At 43.1% G+C, this 15,787-nt stretch carries 15 protein-coding genes, 1 other RNA gene and 1 other annotated feature; of the genes, 3 read left to right on the top strand and 13 right to left on the bottom strand.

Annotated elements, in window-relative coordinates:
* Window positions 1–4: 4 nt before the first annotated feature.
* Window positions 5–655 (top strand): amino acid ABC transporter permease, encoded by a 651-nt coding sequence (locus tag OIT90_RS08090; protein ID WP_474892428.1) that lies wholly within the window; start codon window positions 5–7, stop codon window positions 653–655.
* An 81-nt stretch (window positions 656–736) separates the two neighbouring features.
* Here OIT90_RS08090 and OIT90_RS08095 read toward each other — a convergent pair whose 3' ends face one another.
* The 8 genes from OIT90_RS08095 to cymR all read right to left on the bottom strand — a co-directional run bounded on the left by OIT90_RS08095 (window position 737) and on the right by cymR (window position 7,792).
* Window positions 737–868, bottom strand: a complete 132-nt coding sequence (locus OIT90_RS08095) for a YrzQ family protein (RefSeq protein WP_064497881.1) — start codon at window positions 866–868, stop codon at window positions 737–739.
* Window positions 869–888: 20 nt separating this feature from the next.
* On the bottom strand, window positions 889–1,080 hold the full coding sequence (locus OIT90_RS08100; protein ID WP_211062958.1) for a hypothetical protein: 192 nt from the start codon (window positions 1,078–1,080) through the stop codon (window positions 889–891).
* Between the two features lie 13 nt (window positions 1,081–1,093).
* Window positions 1,094–1,612: a PRC-barrel domain-containing protein gene (locus OIT90_RS08105; RefSeq protein WP_052196552.1), complete on the bottom strand. Its 519-nt coding sequence runs from the start codon at window positions 1,610–1,612 to the stop codon at window positions 1,094–1,096.
* 268 nt (window positions 1,613–1,880) lie between these two features.
* Complete coding sequence (gene recD2, locus OIT90_RS08110; protein ID WP_024423121.1) at window positions 1,881–4,265, bottom strand: SF1B family DNA helicase RecD2; 2,385 nt, start codon at window positions 4,263–4,265, stop codon at window positions 1,881–1,883.
* Between the two features lie 19 nt (window positions 4,266–4,284).
* Window positions 4,285–4,938 (bottom strand): tetratricopeptide repeat protein, encoded by a 654-nt coding sequence (locus tag OIT90_RS08115; protein ID WP_025092425.1) that lies wholly within the window; start codon window positions 4,936–4,938, stop codon window positions 4,285–4,287.
* Window positions 4,939–4,998: 60 nt separating this feature from the next.
* On the bottom strand, window positions 4,999–6,117 hold the full coding sequence (mnmA, locus tag OIT90_RS08120) for a tRNA 2-thiouridine(34) synthase MnmA (protein ID WP_039180282.1): 1,119 nt from the start codon (window positions 6,115–6,117) through the stop codon (window positions 4,999–5,001).
* A 94-nt stretch (window positions 6,118–6,211) separates the two neighbouring features.
* Complete coding sequence (locus OIT90_RS08125) at window positions 6,212–7,354, bottom strand: cysteine desulfurase family protein (protein ID WP_474892429.1); 1,143 nt, start codon at window positions 7,352–7,354, stop codon at window positions 6,212–6,214.
* Between the two features lie 18 nt (window positions 7,355–7,372).
* Window positions 7,373–7,792 (bottom strand): cysteine metabolism transcriptional regulator CymR, encoded by a 420-nt coding sequence (cymR, locus tag OIT90_RS08130; protein WP_024423125.1) that lies wholly within the window; start codon window positions 7,790–7,792, stop codon window positions 7,373–7,375.
* A 208-nt stretch (window positions 7,793–8,000) separates the two neighbouring features.
* Here cymR and OIT90_RS08135 point away from each other — a divergent pair, with 208 nt between their 5' ends.
* Window positions 8,001–9,266: a replication-associated recombination protein A gene (locus OIT90_RS08135; RefSeq protein ID WP_474892430.1), complete on the top strand. Its 1,266-nt coding sequence runs from the start codon at window positions 8,001–8,003 to the stop codon at window positions 9,264–9,266.
* A gap of 33 nt (window positions 9,267–9,299) precedes the next feature.
* On the opposite strand, the gene OIT90_RS08140 is transcribed toward OIT90_RS08135, so the two are convergent.
* From OIT90_RS08140 to OIT90_RS08160, 5 genes are all read right to left on the bottom strand, one after another.
* A complete protein-coding gene (locus OIT90_RS08140; protein ID WP_039180291.1) occupies window positions 9,300–10,064 on the bottom strand; it encodes a tRNA threonylcarbamoyladenosine dehydratase in 765 nt (254 codons plus the stop codon).
* A 92-nt stretch (window positions 10,065–10,156) separates the two neighbouring features.
* Window positions 10,157–10,337, bottom strand: a non-coding RNA gene (gene ssrS, locus OIT90_RS08145) — 6S RNA.
* Window positions 10,338–10,414: 77 nt separating this feature from the next.
* Complete coding sequence (gene aspS / locus OIT90_RS08150; RefSeq protein ID WP_474892431.1) at window positions 10,415–12,193, bottom strand: aspartate--tRNA ligase; 1,779 nt, start codon at window positions 12,191–12,193, stop codon at window positions 10,415–10,417.
* A gap of 18 nt (window positions 12,194–12,211) precedes the next feature.
* Window positions 12,212–13,486, bottom strand: a complete 1,275-nt coding sequence (gene hisS, locus OIT90_RS08155; RefSeq protein ID WP_024423129.1) for a histidine--tRNA ligase — start codon at window positions 13,484–13,486, stop codon at window positions 12,212–12,214.
* 73 nt (window positions 13,487–13,559) lie between these two features.
* Window positions 13,560–13,798: a binding site (T-box leader), on the bottom strand.
* 58 nt (window positions 13,799–13,856) lie between these two features.
* Window positions 13,857–14,027, bottom strand: coding sequence for a YrzK family protein (locus OIT90_RS08160; protein WP_003216250.1), 171 nt, complete (start codon window positions 14,025–14,027; stop codon window positions 13,857–13,859).
* Window positions 14,028–14,188: 161 nt separating this feature from the next.
* Here OIT90_RS08160 and OIT90_RS08165 point away from each other — a divergent pair, with 161 nt between their 5' ends.
* Window positions 14,189–15,745, top strand: coding sequence for an SH3 domain-containing protein (locus OIT90_RS08165; protein ID WP_474892502.1), 1,557 nt, complete (start codon window positions 14,189–14,191; stop codon window positions 15,743–15,745).
* Window positions 15,746–15,787 lie beyond the last annotated feature (42 nt).

Here is a 15,787-nt window from a genome sequence, read left to right on the forward strand (position 1 = left end):
TATCTTGGATTTTATAGGTGCCTACCAGCCTGATCATCTCGCCTTTTTACTTGAAGGATTTGCTGTCACCTTAAAAGTGGCTTTTATCTCCATCATTTTGAGCTTTATCATTGGATTAGTCGTCGGCACATTGCGGTTCGCTCAAATCCCGGTTTTATCAAAAGTGCTTGCGGTTGTTGTAGAAATCATTCGGAACCTGCCGCTTTTACTGATCATCTTTTTCACGTATTTTGCATTGCCTGAAATCGGCATCAAGCTAAGCATCACAGCCTCTGCCATTGCAGCTTTAACCGTGTTTGAATCCGCGATGCTGTCAGAAATTATTCGGAGCGGCCTTAAATCAATTGATAAGGGCCAGATCGAAGCAGCCAGGTCTTCTGGTTTAACCTATATTCAAACATTGAAAATGATTATTATGCCGCAGGCCCTGCGCAGAATGATGCCGCCAATTGTCAGTCAATTCATATCTCTTTTAAAAGATACGTCACTTGCCGTTGTCATTGCGCTTCCAGAATTATTACATCACGCTCAAATATTAAACGGTCAAAGCCAATCCTATTTACTGCCGATTTTCCTATTGGCAGCTATGATGTATTTTGTCGTCAATTTCAGCTTATCCATTCTTGCAAGACGATTAGAATACAGGCAAGCGTAACACCTCAGCTTATAGACAAACCCTATGCCCCGGTCTAAAAAAAACAAAGGGCTAAAATGAAGATCATTTTAGCCCTTTTGTTTACATCATTCTCATAACACGTTTTTTTAGCTTTTTCATATCCCGCTTTGATGGCATATCATATCGGCTTGCAAAGTGATATGCAAGTGCACCTGCACCAAGCGTTAATAGTGAAGAAGTCATTTTGCCCATTCGAAATTCCCCCTTAACACTTATAGTTGAATTGAACGTTCATCGTCACTAAACAGATCATCTAAGCTGCTTAGTGTCCCGTCTTCCTCCACTTGGTGTGTCGATATTTTGCCTTTTGTCAGCGTCAATTCAATAAAACAGCCCCAGCAATAATATTGATTGACCCCAATTTTTCCGATGTCTTTACATTTGCAATTTGGGCAAATGAGCATAATCAGCACCTCTTTACGTTCGGTTTAGAACCAGTGCTTCTTTTTGAACGTTCATCAAGGTTCCGGCAGCCTGCAGCTGTTTCCGAATCCCTGATAGCTCTGTAAAGAAGCCGTCCGAGAGTTCATATGCTACGATTGTGCCCGAATTTGTACAAAAGTATACATCTTCCAAAATGCCTAAATTTTCACCATCAGGCGACTGCATCATTTTCTTTTTTAATTTCGAAAATAACAAGAATGGAGCAGAGGAATCCATGCCTACTCCCTCCTGGCAGCTCACATATAAACCTTTGTCTGTAAGCTGATCAAATCCAGAGAATGGAATGAGTGCACAGTCTTTCTTTTTCCCCTCTAACACATACCCTCCGCAGCTGCCTCCGGCTAAAAAGCAAATATCTTTTATGGAACCAAGCGATTGGGACAGCTCATCTGAATAGATCGTCATTCCTTCAAGTTCTCGGCATGTTCTCAAAATGTGCTCAACCACCTTTTGCGGAACAGTCTTATCGTGTGCGTTTGCTTCATGACTCATACGAAGAAATGGCTTCCATGAACGGAATGGAAGAAGTTCTTTCCGCGCTAAAAGGCTTCCGTATGGAAGCCTCAGATTGTTGACAAAGGGCTAAAATGATCTTGATTTTAGCCCTTTGTCTTCTTTTCAGCGTGATAGAAAACCTTTGCAGTCTAGGAAAGACGAGCATCGGAGCGGAGCGAATTTGACATTCGTGAGCACCGGAGCGCAGGATCGACAACGAATGCAAGGGTTTGTCTACACGCTAAGGCTTCCGTATGGAAGCCTTCTACTCATGCATAAAATCAAACGGAGTGATTCCCTCCATGCCAATATTTGCGTCATGTACGCTAAACGGAAGCTCTTTTTGGAGCGCTTCAAGTTCTGCATCCATAATTTGTTCGGTTTGCACAAGCCGCATCGTTAAGGACGTTTGTCTGAGGGAATCCTCATTGTTTTTCACGCCCCACTCCAGCGCTGATTCCTCGCCGCACAGTATTAAAAACTTTTTACTTCGTGTAATCGCTGTGTACAGCAAATTACGCCGAAGCATTCGGTAATAGCTCCTCACAACTGGCAGCACAACAATGGGGAATTCACTGCCTTGTGATTTGTGGATGGAGCAGCAATAGGCATGAGTAAATTGATGAAAATCCTTTTTCGTAAAGGTGATTTCATTTCCATCAAAAGAGATCACGGCCATGTCTTCTTTTTCTGTATTTTCTTTTGCATAAAAAATCGAGACAATTTCGCCGATATCACCGTTAAAAATATTGTTCTCCGGCTGATTCACAAGCTGAAGCACTTTGTCACCTGTCCGGTACACCACATCACCAAATGGGATTTCTCTGCCTTTTGGTTTTTTAGGATTCAAAATGTGCTGCAGCATTTTGTTGAGCTCATTGATGCCTGCTTTTCCTTTATACATTGGTGCGAGCACTTGAATGTCCTTTGCCGAAAACCCTTTTTGAGCAGCATTGCTGACGACTTTCTCAATGACTTCTTTCATTTGATCAGCTGAACATTGAATGAAGGACCGATCCTTTGAGCGTGCAGTAATATCCTTTGGCAGCACACCATTTTTCATATCATGGGCAAGTTCAACAATAGTTGAGCCGTCTGCCTGCCGGTAAATATCTGTCAGAGTAACAGCCGGCACAGCTTTTGAGGCAAGCAAATCCCGTAAAACTTGACCTGGTCCTACAGACGGAAGCTGATGTTCATCCCCTACCATAATGACTTGGATATGATCAGGAATCGCTTTAAACAAATGATTTGCCAGCCAAATATCCAGCATACTAGATTCATCAATGATGACAAGCTTTCCTTCAATCGGCTGTTCCTCATCATGTGAGAAGCCTTCTGATCCGTTCCAGCCTAATAGCCGATGAATGGTGACAGCTGGAAGCCCTGTTGATTCTGTCATCCGTTTAGCTGCCCGGCCAGTTGGTGCCGCAAGTACAAATGGGAAGGATTCATCCTTTTTATAATCACTCGGATCAAGAGATACACCGTGAAGATCACTGTAAAGCTCAACAATTCCTTTAATGACCGTCGTCTTCCCTGTACCAGGTCCACCTGTTAAAAGTAGCATCGGGGACATGAGTGCCTTTTGAATCGCTTCCTTTTGAGTCGGTGCATACTGGACGCCTAACCGCTCCTCCAGCTCACCAAGTGCAAGCAGGAATTCTGATTCAGGAAATTGATCCGCGTATTCTGTTTGGGAGACGATTTTTTGAATGCGTTTGGCAACACTTTGCTCCGCGTAAAATAAGGATGGATGATAGCAGCGGTCATCTTCAATGATCATTTCTTTTCCTTCGCCAAGTGCAATGATCTGATTGGCAACATCCATTTCAGTCACTTTGTAATCATTGCCTGTTTGGTTGAGCAACTTGCGGGTTTCGACGATCAAATCTTTCGTTTGTATGTACGTATGACCGTCCTGTAGACTGGCTGTCTCCACTGTATATAGCAAGGCTGCGCGAATCCGCTCTGGATCATTACCTGAGATGCCTGTTCTAGCGCCGAGCTCATCCGCCTTAATAAATCCGATCCCCTCAACATCCTTAACAAGCTGATACGGATTTTCCTCGATCTTTTGCAGCGTTTCACTCTCGTACACTTGGTAAATCTTCATGCTGAGCTGCGGACCAAAGCCATATTGATTCAGGCTGATCATGATTTGTTCCAGTCCTTGATGTTCCTGAAGCGCTGCGGCCAGCTTATCCGCCTTCTTTTTGGATAAGCGCGGTACATCGTACAAAACAGCTGGGTCACGCATAATTTTATGAAGCGTCTGATTGCCAAGCTGTCCCACAATTTCTTCCGCCGTCTTTTTTCCTATCCCCTCAAATAAATCACTTGAGAGATAATGTATGATTCCTTGCTTCGTTGTCGGTACTTCCTTTTGAAAATGAGTGGCCTGAAACTGTTCACCAAATTTCGGATGGCTTGTGACTTTGCCATAAAAGGTGTAGGTTTCCTCCTCATGAAGTGCGGGGAAGTAGCCTGTGACAGATGCTGTTTTTTCCTCTAAGTTTTCCGATGTTTCAATGACTTTCACCTTTAACACCGAGTATAAATTACTTTCATTATGGAAAATAACGGCTTGAATGGTCCCCTTTAAAAACGGTTCGTCCTCAAGCTTCATTTGATCTGGATGTTCCTGCACAGGTCTTCCCTCCTTCCATCTATTCTGCTTCTTGAATCAGCTTTTGCGCATGTAGTGCAAGCATATGGTCAGGCTGCACGTCAATGGCTTTACCCAGCATCTCAAGCGCTTCGTCTTTTTTCTCTAAGTACGCATACGCAACCCCTAAATTATAAAAGGCGTCTGCATGCTGCGGATCACGCGTGATGACTTCAGTAAAAGTTGTCACCGCTTCTTCCAGCATGTGTTCATTGGCTAAGCACATGCCAAATTGGAATCTAGCTTCATTATCTTCTTCGTTTAGTTCAACGGCACGCTGAAGATACGGCATCGCAAGCTTTGGCTGCTCTAATTTGATGAGCGTCTGCCCAAGCATATAAAACAAATCACTATTTTCCATGCCCGCTTTTAGTGCTTGTTCAAAATAATCTTTCGCTTTCATAAAGTCTTCTTTTAATGTATACACATTTCCTGCCCCGTAATAGGCTGCGGCAGCAGTGTGATCAAGTTCAATTGCTTTTTGAAAAAAGTTTAAAGCACGTTCAAATTCATTGATACTTGAAAGTAAGTTCGCAAAGTTAATATATGGAACCGGATCCTTCGGGCTTTCTTCGATCGCTTTTGTAAAAGCTTCAGCTGCTTTTTCGATATTCCCTTGATTCAAGGCTTCTATGCCGATTTCGTTATGATTCATTCGCTCTCTCATCCTTTCATTAAAAAACCTCAACAGCGACGTTGAGGTTTTGAAAACATACTACACATACGACAGCTTTTGACCATCTTTGAAGACATCGTCAATTGTACCGCCGCCAAGACATTCGTCACCATCATAAAAAACAACCGCTTGTCCCGGAGTAACAGCACGAACAGGCTCATCAAAGATAACCATTGCTTCTTGCTCACCTGTCATTTTGACCTTCACATGGTGATCTTCTTGACGGTATCTGAATTTTGCTGTGCACGTTAATTCACCGTTTTCCCCGACAATATGAGGACGAGTCCAGCTGATATTAACAGCTGAAATGCTTTCAGAGTATAAAAGTGGATTGTGGAAGCCTTGTTCAACAAACAAGATGTTTTTCTCCAAGTCTTTCCCAACGACAAACCAAGGATCACCACTGCCGCCAATGCCAAGTCCTTGGCGCTGACCGATCGTGTAATACATCAGTCCATCGTGTTCCCCTTTTACTTCTCCGTCCATTGTCTGCATCACACCAGGCTGTGCAGGCAAATATTGACTGAGGAACGTTTTAAAGTTTCTTTCTCCAATAAAGCAGATACCTGTTGAATCTTTTTTCGTTGCTGTTGCGAGCTCTGCTTCTTTTGCCAATTCACGAACCCTTTTTTTCTCTAAATCACCGATTGGGAACATGACTTTATCAAGTTGTTCCTGTGTCAGCTGATTTAAGAAATACGTTTGGTCTTTGTTTGCATCAAGACCTCGCAGCATTTTGACTTCATCACCAGTTCTATCAACACGGGCATAGTGTCCTGTTGCCAAATAATCCGCACCAAGTGACAATGCATGCTCAAGGAATGCCTTGAACTTAATTTCTTTGTTACACATGACATCTGGGTTTGGCGTTCTGCCCGCTTTATATTCATCAAGGAAATATTGAAACACTTTGTCCCAATATTGCTTCTCGAAATTCACTGCATAATATGGGATTCCAATTTGGTTACACACGCGGATGACATCCTCATAATCTTCCGTTGCTGTGCAAACACCATTTTCATCAGTGTCATCCCAGTTTTTCATAAATATGCCGATGACATCATAGCCTTGCTCCTTTAGCATAAGAGCGGCAACTGATGAATCGACTCCTCCGGACATACCGACCACAACTCTTGTATCTTCTGGTCTTTTTGTCATCTTCATCAACTCCAATTTCAATGAAACAACATACGCGTTTCGTTCTTCAGGTGCTTCGCTGTTTCATTTTTCACACACGAACAAAAGGAAGCATTTATTTGGCTAGGCGTTTGACAACAGCTGCTATCTTACGTGCCGCCTGCTTCACATGATCCTCTTCATTCCCAAGACCGAAGCTTATTCTGACTGAGGATGTCAGCTCTTTTGCTTCTTCGCCATACATGGCGCTTAACACGTGCGAAGGAAGGACAGATCCAGCCGTACATGCCGATCCGCTTGAAACAGCAATTCCTTCCATATCTAAATTCACAAGCAGCGATTCAATGGAGACGCCCGGGAAATGAACATTTAAAATGTGCGGCAATGTCTCTTTCGGATGTCCATTGATAGAGAAATTAAGAGATTCCTCTTCGAATACTTGCAGCATAGTTTCTTTGAGCTTACCATAATGCATCGATTTTTCTCTTCTATTTTGCTTCGTTAATTGAACAGCTTCTGCAAGTCCAACAATTCCTGCCACATTTTCAGTGCCAGCACGGCGCTTTCTTTCTTGTTCCCCTCCGAATATTTGCGGAGAAAGTTTCACGCCTTCGTTTACATATAAAAAGCCTGTTCCCATCGGACCGTTCAGCTTATGGCCAGAAGCAGATAAAAGATCAATATGGAGATCTGCTACATCAATAGGCACTGTGCCAAACGCCTGTACTGCGTCTGTATGAAAATGAGCAGTGTGATCATATAGAAGTTCGCCAATGGCTTTGATTGGCTGAATCACACCTGTTTCATTATTGCCGTACATGACGGTCACAAGAATCGTATCATCTCTCAATGCTTGTTTTAATTGATCAAGATGAATCAATCCCGTTTCGTCCACATCTAAATACGTCACTTCAAATCCTAGCTTCTCTAGGCGTTCACATGTATGCAGCACCGCATGATGCTCTGTTTTCACTGTGATGATATGTTTTCCTTCATGCTGTCTTGCCATGGCAACACCTGTGATCGCCAGGTTGTCCGCCTCAGTTCCACCGCTTGTGAGGATGATCTCCTGTGGTTTACAGTGTAATTCTCTTGCAATGACTTCTCTTGCTTCATCGAGCCACTTTCTTGCCTCGCGCCCATATGAATGAATACTAGAGGGATTGCCAAATATCTCTGTAAAGTACGGCATCATCTTGTCCACAATACGCTGATCCATCGGCGTTGTGGCTGCATGATCTAAATAGATTCGTTCCATTTCCGGTACACCTCTGATCTAAATATAGAACATATACGAGTCTTGATCCCCGTCATCTGTGTAGCTTGCCAAGTCTTCAAGAGTTGTATTGTCTAGTACGTCTTTTACTGCATCACGAATACGAATCCATAGTTCACGCTTTGCTGGTTCTTCGTTTTCGATGACTTCAACAGGACTAATTGGTCCTTCTAATACACGAATAATATCACCTGCTGTGATCTCGTTTGGTTCATGTGCAAGAACATAGCCGCCATACGCACCGCGGATACTTTTTACAAGACGGGCATTGCGGAGTGGTGATACAAGCTGCTCTAAATAATGCTCAGACAAATCATTGTTTTGAGCGATTGATTTTAATGATGTAGGGCCTTCGCCATGTTTTTTGGCTAATTCGATCATGATCGTCAGACCATATCTGCCTTTAGTTGATATTTTCAAGTTAAACACCTCTGCGTTTTCTATTCTATGTCATCAATTATTTTTCTGATTTCATATACGCTGATATATAGACCAAAAGCAATTATATCATACTTTCAGCCAACTTTCATTTACGGGTATTGAGCATAATAGGAGGACGCATCCCTTTTCTATTTGAAGAAATTTCGGTACTCTATACAAACAAGACATTGCTTTAGGAGAGATAATTATGAAACCTTTAGCGTACCGGATGCGCCCAAGTCATATTGAAGACATTATTGGGCAGGAGCATCTTGTTGGAGAAGGTCAAATTATTAGACGAATGGTCGAGGCAAAGCATTTATCCTCGATGATTTTATACGGACCGCCGGGCATCGGCAAAACATCGATTGCGACCGCAATTGCTGGCAGTACAAGCATTGCTTTTCGTACATTAAATGCGGTCATTCATAACAAAAAGGATATGGAGGCTGTCGCCGCTGAAGCGAAAATGAGCGGACAGGTGATCCTTATTTTAGACGAAGTCCACCGGCTTGATAAAGGAAAGCAGGATTTTCTCCTTCCTTATTTAGAAAATGGCATGATCATTTTAATTGGCGCAACGACGGCTAATCCCTATCATGCGATCAATCCCGCCATCCGAAGCCGGACACAAATATTCGAGCTGAAGCCGCTTGAAACAGAGCAAATCAAAGCTGCGTTAACAAGAGCCTTACAGGATGAGCATCGCGGGCTTGGCGGTTATGAGGTGACCGTGGACGATGAATCGATGAATCATTTTGCCAATGGATGCGGAGGAGACGTGCGTTCTGCTTTAAATGCACTAGAACTCGCTGTCTTATCGACAAAACCTGATGAGACCGGGCATATCAAAATTACTCTTGCCGCAGCAGAAGAATGCTTACAAAAAAAGAGCTTCTCACATGACAAGAATGGTGATGCTCATTATGATGTCCTCTCGGCTTTTCAAAAATCCATTAGGGGATCTGATACAGATGCGGCGCTGCATTACCTTGCCAGACTGATCGAAGCAGGAGACCTTGAAAGCATTTCAAGGAGATTACTCGTGATGGCTTACGAGGACATTGGCTTAGCCAGTCCGCAGGCAGGCAACCGCGTGTTAAGCGCAGTACAAACAGCAGAAAGAATCGGTTTCCCAGAAGCACGGATTCCGCTGGCGAACGCAGTGATTGAACTGTGTCTTTCTCCTAAGTCCAATTCGGCATATAAGGCGATTGATGCGGCACTTGGTGACATTCGTACAGGGAAAATTGGTGAGGTTCCAGTTCATTTAAAGGATGCACACTACAAAGGCGCCACAGCACTCGGAAGAGGTGTCGATTACTTATACCCACATGATTACGAGAACGGCTGGGTGAAGCAGCAATATTTACCTGATCCGCTGAAAAACAAGCAATACTATGTACCGAAGCAAACCGGAAAATTTGAAGGTGCATTGAAACAGGTCTATGAAAATTTAAAACGCCAAAAATAAAAAAAGCCCCCTGCATATTAGCAGGCGGGCTGTTTATTTATCCTTCACACGTGTAATCGGAATATCCTTTAAAAGCTTCATAATGACATGACCACCCATGATCAGTCCGGCAACAGACGGAACGAACGCATTGGATGATGGCGGCATTTGCGCCTTGCGAATCTTCGCTTCATCATTTCCAACTTCTTTTCTGACATCCTCGCGAATGACAATCGGACTTTCATCAGAGAAAATGACTTCAATTCCTTTACGAATCCCTTCCTTACGCAGACGTGTTCTCACGACTTTTGCAATAGGATCGGTATGTGTTTTTGAAATATCATCAATTTTGAAGCGTGTCGGATCTGTTTTGTTCGCAGCTCCCATACTTGAAATGATGTTCACACCGCGGTTCAGACACTCTTTCATTAAATGAATTTTATAGTGAATGGTATCTGAGGCATCAATGACATAATCAAGCGGATACTCAAAAAATTGCTCGTATGTTTCCTCTGTATAAAACATTTTAAGCGCAACAACTTCACATTCTGGATTAATATCAGCGATTCTCGCCTGCATTAAGTCAACCTTTGGCTGGCCAACTGTTGATAGCAATGCTGGAAGCTGACGGTTTACATTTGTAATATCAATATCATCTTTATCAACAAGAACAATACGGCCAACGCCTGAACGAGCGAGTGCCTCTACTGCGAATGAACCAACGCCGCCCACACCAAGCACTGCAACTGTACTGTTTTTTAGTATATTTAAGCCTTCCTTGCCAATGGCAAGCTCGTTTCTTGAAAACTGATGTAACAAGTGCCTCACTCCACCTTTATTTAAAATGAATCGAAAGAATCATATCATATTCAGACTTCTCCGTCATCCTTCTCTAAAAGAAAAAAACACAAAAAAGTCCCGATGACGCCGCCAGCATTTCCTTCGTTTTGAACCCCGCACCATGCAGGTGGGTGCTTTCTTCCTGACTTTATAAGTCCTCTAATGAGGCATTTATGCAGAAAGGAAAGGCAAGCTCCCGTATAAAAAAATGTTCGGTCAAAACTAGGTAACCACCGTACGTATCAGGACTTTATTTATTGATTGATGAAAGCATATCATAGGCATATTTCTTTTTCAAGCGTTTACATACCTATAAACATGCGCCTATTTTACTGTTTTACTTTTGTTTTAATCGCTAAACTCAGCTCATCAAGCTGCGCCTCGCTCACATGGCCAGGGGCATCTGTGAGAACGCAGCTCGCACTTGCCGTTTTCGGGAATGCAATCGTATCTCTTAAGTTAGAACGGCCTGCAAGCAGCATCACTAAACGATCAAGCCCAAGCGCAATTCCGCCATGCGGAGGAACACCATGCTCAAACGCATCCAGAAGGAAGCCAAATTGTTCGTAGGCCTCTTCTTTTGAAAAACCAAGTAAGCCAAGCATTTTTTCTTGAATGTCCTTTTCAAAAATACGAATAGAACCTCCGCCAAGCTCGTAGCCATTTAGCACAAGATCGTAAGCCTGTGCCTTCATGTCTTCTGGGCTTGTTTCAATTAATTCAAGATCATCGCGAACTGGCATTGTGAATGGATGATGGGCAGCATAGAAGCGGCCTTCTTCTTCATCCTTTTCAAGCAGCGGCCAATCGACAACCCATAAGAAATTGAATACAGACTCATCGATCAGTTCAAGCTCTTTACCAAGTTTTAAGCGAAGCGCACCAAGTGCATCATGAACAACAGACGTCTTATCTGCGACAAAGAGTAAAAGGTCGCCTTCTTCAACTTGCAGCTGTTCTTTTAATTCAGCTTGCTTTGCATCATCAAAGAATTTAGCGATCGGACCTTTTAATTCAGTCCCTTCTGCTTTTAGCCAAGCTAGACCTTTTGCACCGTAGTTCGCTGCAAATGCACCAAGTGCATCAATGTCTTTTCTTGAATAGTTCGATGCAGCCCCTTTTACATTGATGGCTTTCACAGCTCCACCATTTTTCACAGCTCCACTAAACACTTTGAAATCGGAGTCTTTTACCGTATCTGAAATGTTAACCAGCTTCATCTCAAAACGTGTATCCGGTTTATCAGATCCATAGGAATTCATGGCTTCATCGTATGTCATACGAGGTAATGGCAATGTAAGGTCTACACCTTTGACATCTTTCATTACCTTCGCCATCATCTCTTCAGCAAGCGTCATGATGTCCTCTTGACTCATAAAGGACATTTCAATATCGACTTGTGTGAATTCCGGCTGACGGTCAGCACGCAAATCTTCATCTCTAAAGCAGCGGGCAATTTGATAATAACGGTCCATCCCAGAAACCATCAGCAATTGTTTAAATAATTGCGGAGACTGAGGCAGTGCATAAAATTCTCCCTCGTGTACACGGCTTGGAACAAGATAGTCACGCGCACCTTCTGGCGTACTTTTCGTTAAAATTGGTGTTTCAATGTCTAGAAAGCCGTTGTCGTCTAAGAAATGGCGGAATGCTTTTGTGACTTCATGTCGCATTTTCATTGTTTCAAACATTGCAGGGCGGCGAAGATCTAGGTAACGATATTTTAAACGAACATCTTCTGATACCTCGTCTGCTTGATCTGAAATCACAAATGGAGGAGTCTTCGCTTCATTTAAAACGGTGACCGTTTCGACTTGAATTTCAATTTTGCCCGTTTTTAAATTTGGGTTGATCGTTGCTTCTTCTCTTGCGACAACCGTTCCTTTAATATCAAGGACATATTCGTTACGAATTGATTCTGCTGTCTCAAGCGCCTCTTTTGATAAGTCTGGATTGAAGACAACTTGTACAATCCCTGAACGGTCGCGCAAATCAATAAAGATTAAACCGCCTAGGTCACGCCTTTTTTGAACCCATCCTTTTAATACAACTGACTGACCGATTTGGTCTTCTGTTACTTCTCCACAATAAAAAGTTCTACCAAACACAAACATTCCACTCCTTCTTTACGCTTTCTGGTGGGCCTTCAACATTTGAATCAGCTCATCAAGCTTCACTTCAATTTGTTCACCCGTAGTTGTATCTTTCACATTCACAATTTGCTGTGCAAGTTCATCTTCACCAAGAACTGCAATAAATTTGGCTTTTAAACGATCAGCTGCTTTAAATTGTCCTTTTAGTTTCTTCCCTGTATAGTCCATTTCACTTGAGATACCTTCTTTTCTCAGACGGTTTAATAATGAAACAGAATAATCCTTCGCTTCATCTCCGAGAGCAGCAATGTATAGATCAATACCATCTTGTAGAGGAAGCTCAATTCCTTCAGCATCGATCGCTGATAGGAAACGCTCAATACTCATCGCAAATCCGATCCCTGGTGATTCAGGACCGCCAATTCCTTCAACGAGTCCGTCATAACGGCCGCCGCCGGCTAATGTTGTAATCGCACCAAAGCCTTCTGCATTACTCATGATCTCAAATGCTGTGTGATTGTAGTAATCAAGACCGCGCACTAAATTTGGATCGACGACATACTCAATGCCTATATCTGATAAGTATTGTTTGACCTTTTCAAAATACGTCCGTGATTCTTCATTTAAGTAATCTTGAATGGATGGAGCCGTTGTCATCAGTTCATGATCACGATCCTTTTTACAATCAAGAATGCGCAGCGGATTTTGATGTAAACGAGTTTGACAGTCGTGACAGAATTCCTCAATTCTTGGCTCAAAGTGCTTGACCAGTGCTGTGCGGTAGTCTGCACGGCTCTCTTTGTCACCAAGGCTGTTAATGACGAGTTTTAAGTTAGAAAGGCCTGCTTTCTCATACACACTCATCGCAAGTGAAATGACCTCTGCATCAATGGCAGGATCTTTGGAACCAATCGCTTCGATTCCAAATTGATAAAATTGACGATATCTTCCTGTTTGCGGACGTTCATAGCGGAACATTGGTCCGATGTAATACAGCTTAGTTGGCTGAGCCGGCTGTGCAAACAATTTATTTTCAACATAAGAACGGACGGTTGAAGCTGTTCCCTCTGGACGGAGTGTGATGCTACGTCCTTTTTTATCTTCAAATGTGTACATCTCTTTTTGAACGATATCAGTTGATTCGCCTACTCCCCGTGCAAACAGCTCTGTATGCTCAAAAATCGGTGTGCGGATTTCTTTGTATTGAAAGGCTGCACATGTATCTCTCGCAATTTGTTCAACATACTGCCAGCGTTCTGACTCTCCAGGTAAAATATCCTGTGTGCCTCTTGGAATATTAAAACTCATTTTTCGTCCTCCTACGACCATCATTCATTTTTTATGTGGACATATAAAAAACCCCCGCCTCTACTATGTGTATAGTAGGGACGAGAGTTATACCCGTGGTGCCACCCTAGTTGGAACATGATCAAGCATGTTCCCGCTCAAATCCTTAACGCAGATTCACGTTCTCCGCCTATTGACTCATTTTTCGAGCGTTCAGCAGGAAACCTACAGAGTGTTCTTTCGTGATAAATGCCATGCGGATTCGCTTTCAGCCTAAGGCGAGTCCTCTCTGCTCACGCAATTTACCCTACTATTCTCTATCATCAGTTCCACATTTTAAATTTTCAAGTGTGTTGATTTATATTATAATAAGGTCGGTGCTGCCTCTCTGTCAACCCTTGCCGTGCCTCTTTTTCTTTTCCAGCTCTTCTTTTGAGGTACATCCGTATTCAGATGCGGTTTCTTCAAGGAAGCCCGGCTGATCCATTTCGTCATGCTGCCAGCGGTCGATATCACGATGTCCATTATATTGCACTCGTCCTAATTTTCTGCTTAATCTCATGTTTGTACATCCTTTTATCACATTTTTATTTAGTATAAACAGATTGATTCATTTTTATTAGGGAAACTGCAAGGAATTCATCCACTACATAACGAATTAACATTCATCGGTTTTACAAGGGAGGGGAAAACACCGTTTTGAATCTGAAAAAACACAATCAAATGATGATGCTGCTTACTTGTTTTGTTCTCATCGCGAGTTCTTTGCCTATGACACATGCTACAGCACAAACAGATCAAGCTGTGGTCGCAACAGATGAAATCAATGTGAGAACGGGCCCTGGTTTAAGCTATGGAATCGCAGCTGTAGTAAAACGCGGCGAAAGTTATCCTATTCTCACTGAACAAGGAGAATGGGTGCAGATCCAATTATCAAACGGACAAAAAGGCTGGGTCGTCTCATGGCTGATCACCACATCATCCGGCGCTCAAAAAACAGAGAAACCAAAGGCGCAAGGTCAAAGCACGGCAGGAGACAGTACCATTACATCGACAGCTTCCGACCTTCGCATCCGGACAGGCCCTGGGACTTCCTATCAAGTGATTGGTACTTTCCCGCAAGGCGCTTCCGCTAAAAGGCTCGAGACAAGCGGCGAATGGACGAAAATTTCTTATAAACAAGCAGAAGGCTGGGTTCACTCTGATTATGTTTCAGGGGGGCAGAAAACTTCTCAATCAAGCTCCGGTGGGTCTTCTCGCTCTAACCAGACAGGCACAGTTGGCGTATCGAGCTTGAATGTGAGGCAATCCGCGGCACCAAATGCACAAGTCATCGCTTCACTTGCCCGCAACACACAGATCACCATTTTGCGAGAGCAGAACGGCTGGTATGAAATTGAGGGGAAAGGCGTAAAAGGCTGGGTTGCAAGCTATTACATTGTCACAGGCAAAGGAGCAGGCTCTGCACCTGAAAAGAGTTCATCCTCTTCGGCTTCTGAGCAAAAAGCGTACATTGTCTATGACGGCACCAACATTCGAAAAAGCGCTTCTACCTCTGCTGGGATTGCAGAAAGAGCAACAAAAGGAGCTGCCTATCACATTGTTCGGACGCAAGGTGACTGGTACGAGGTGACACTATCGAACGGCGGAACTGGCTATGTAGCGAGCTGGGTCGTTCAAACGAAGAAAAATAGCAGCGAAGCGCCAAGACCTCAGCACGATTCATCGTCTGGGACTGGTTCTTTAAAAGGAAAAACGATTGTTCTTGACCCTGGTCATGGCGGAAAAGACAGCGGCACAATTGGCGCAGACGGTGCTTTTGAAAAGAACATCACCATCAAAACCGCCAATTTACTAGCAGGCAAATTAAGAGCTTCTGGTGCAAATGTGTATTTAACTAGAAGTGACGATACCTTTATCAGCCTTCAATCGAGGGTGGCGACATCTCATTACCGAAATGCAGATGCATTTATTAGTCTTCATTATGATAGTTTTATGGACCAAAGTGTTAGAGGAAGTACAGCGTATTATTATCACGCAGCAAAAGATCAGCAATTAGCGTCAAGCGTTCATTCCGAAGTCGCAAAACGCTCTCAAATCCCTGATAAGGGTGTCAAATTCGGAGATTACTTTGTTTTAAGAGAAAACAAACGCCCTTCCCTTTTATATGAACTCGGGTATTTAAGCAATCCTCAGGAGGAAGCGATCATTTATAGCGCCTCTTACCAAGAACGAGTCACAGAAGGAATGACTGAAGGATTAAAACAATATTTCCGTTAAAAAAAGAGGCCTCTGCGCCTCTTTTTTTATTTGGCCACAAAA

This window comes from Bacillus sp. ABR (assembly GCF_056172715.1).

Bases quoted from the DNA above. Each gene is read 5' to 3' on its own strand.
- OIT90_RS08160 (WP_003216250.1), bottom strand. From the start codon at position 14,027: ATGAGATTAAGCAGAAAATTAGGACGAGTGCAATATAATGGACATCGT.
- OIT90_RS08165 (WP_474892502.1), top strand. From the start codon at position 14,189: ATGATGATGCTGCTTACTTGTTTTGTTCTCATCGCGAGTTCTTTGCCT.
- hisS (WP_024423129.1), bottom strand. From the start codon at position 13,486: ATGAGTTTTAATATTCCAAGAGGCACACAGGATATTTTACCTGGAGAG.
- OIT90_RS08095 (WP_064497881.1), bottom strand. From the start codon at position 868: ATGGGCAAAATGACTTCTTCACTATTAACGCTTGGTGCAGGTGCACTT.
- OIT90_RS08115 (WP_025092425.1), bottom strand. From the start codon at position 4,938: ATGAATCATAACGAAATCGGCATAGAAGCCTTGAATCAAGGGAATATC.
- OIT90_RS08125 (WP_474892429.1), bottom strand. From the start codon at position 7,354: ATGGAACGAATCTATTTAGATCATGCAGCCACAACGCCGATGGATCAG.
- OIT90_RS08105 (WP_052196552.1), bottom strand. From the start codon at position 1,612: ATGAGTCATGAAGCAAACGCACACGATAAGACTGTTCCGCAAAAGGTG.
- mnmA (WP_039180282.1), bottom strand. From the start codon at position 6,117: ATGACAAAAAGACCAGAAGATACAAGAGTTGTGGTCGGTATGTCCGGA.
- OIT90_RS08100 (WP_211062958.1), bottom strand. From the start codon at position 1,080: ATGCTCATTTGCCCAAATTGCAAATGTAAAGACATCGGAAAAATTGGG.
- OIT90_RS08135 (WP_474892430.1), top strand. From the start codon at position 8,001: ATGAAACCTTTAGCGTACCGGATGCGCCCAAGTCATATTGAAGACATT.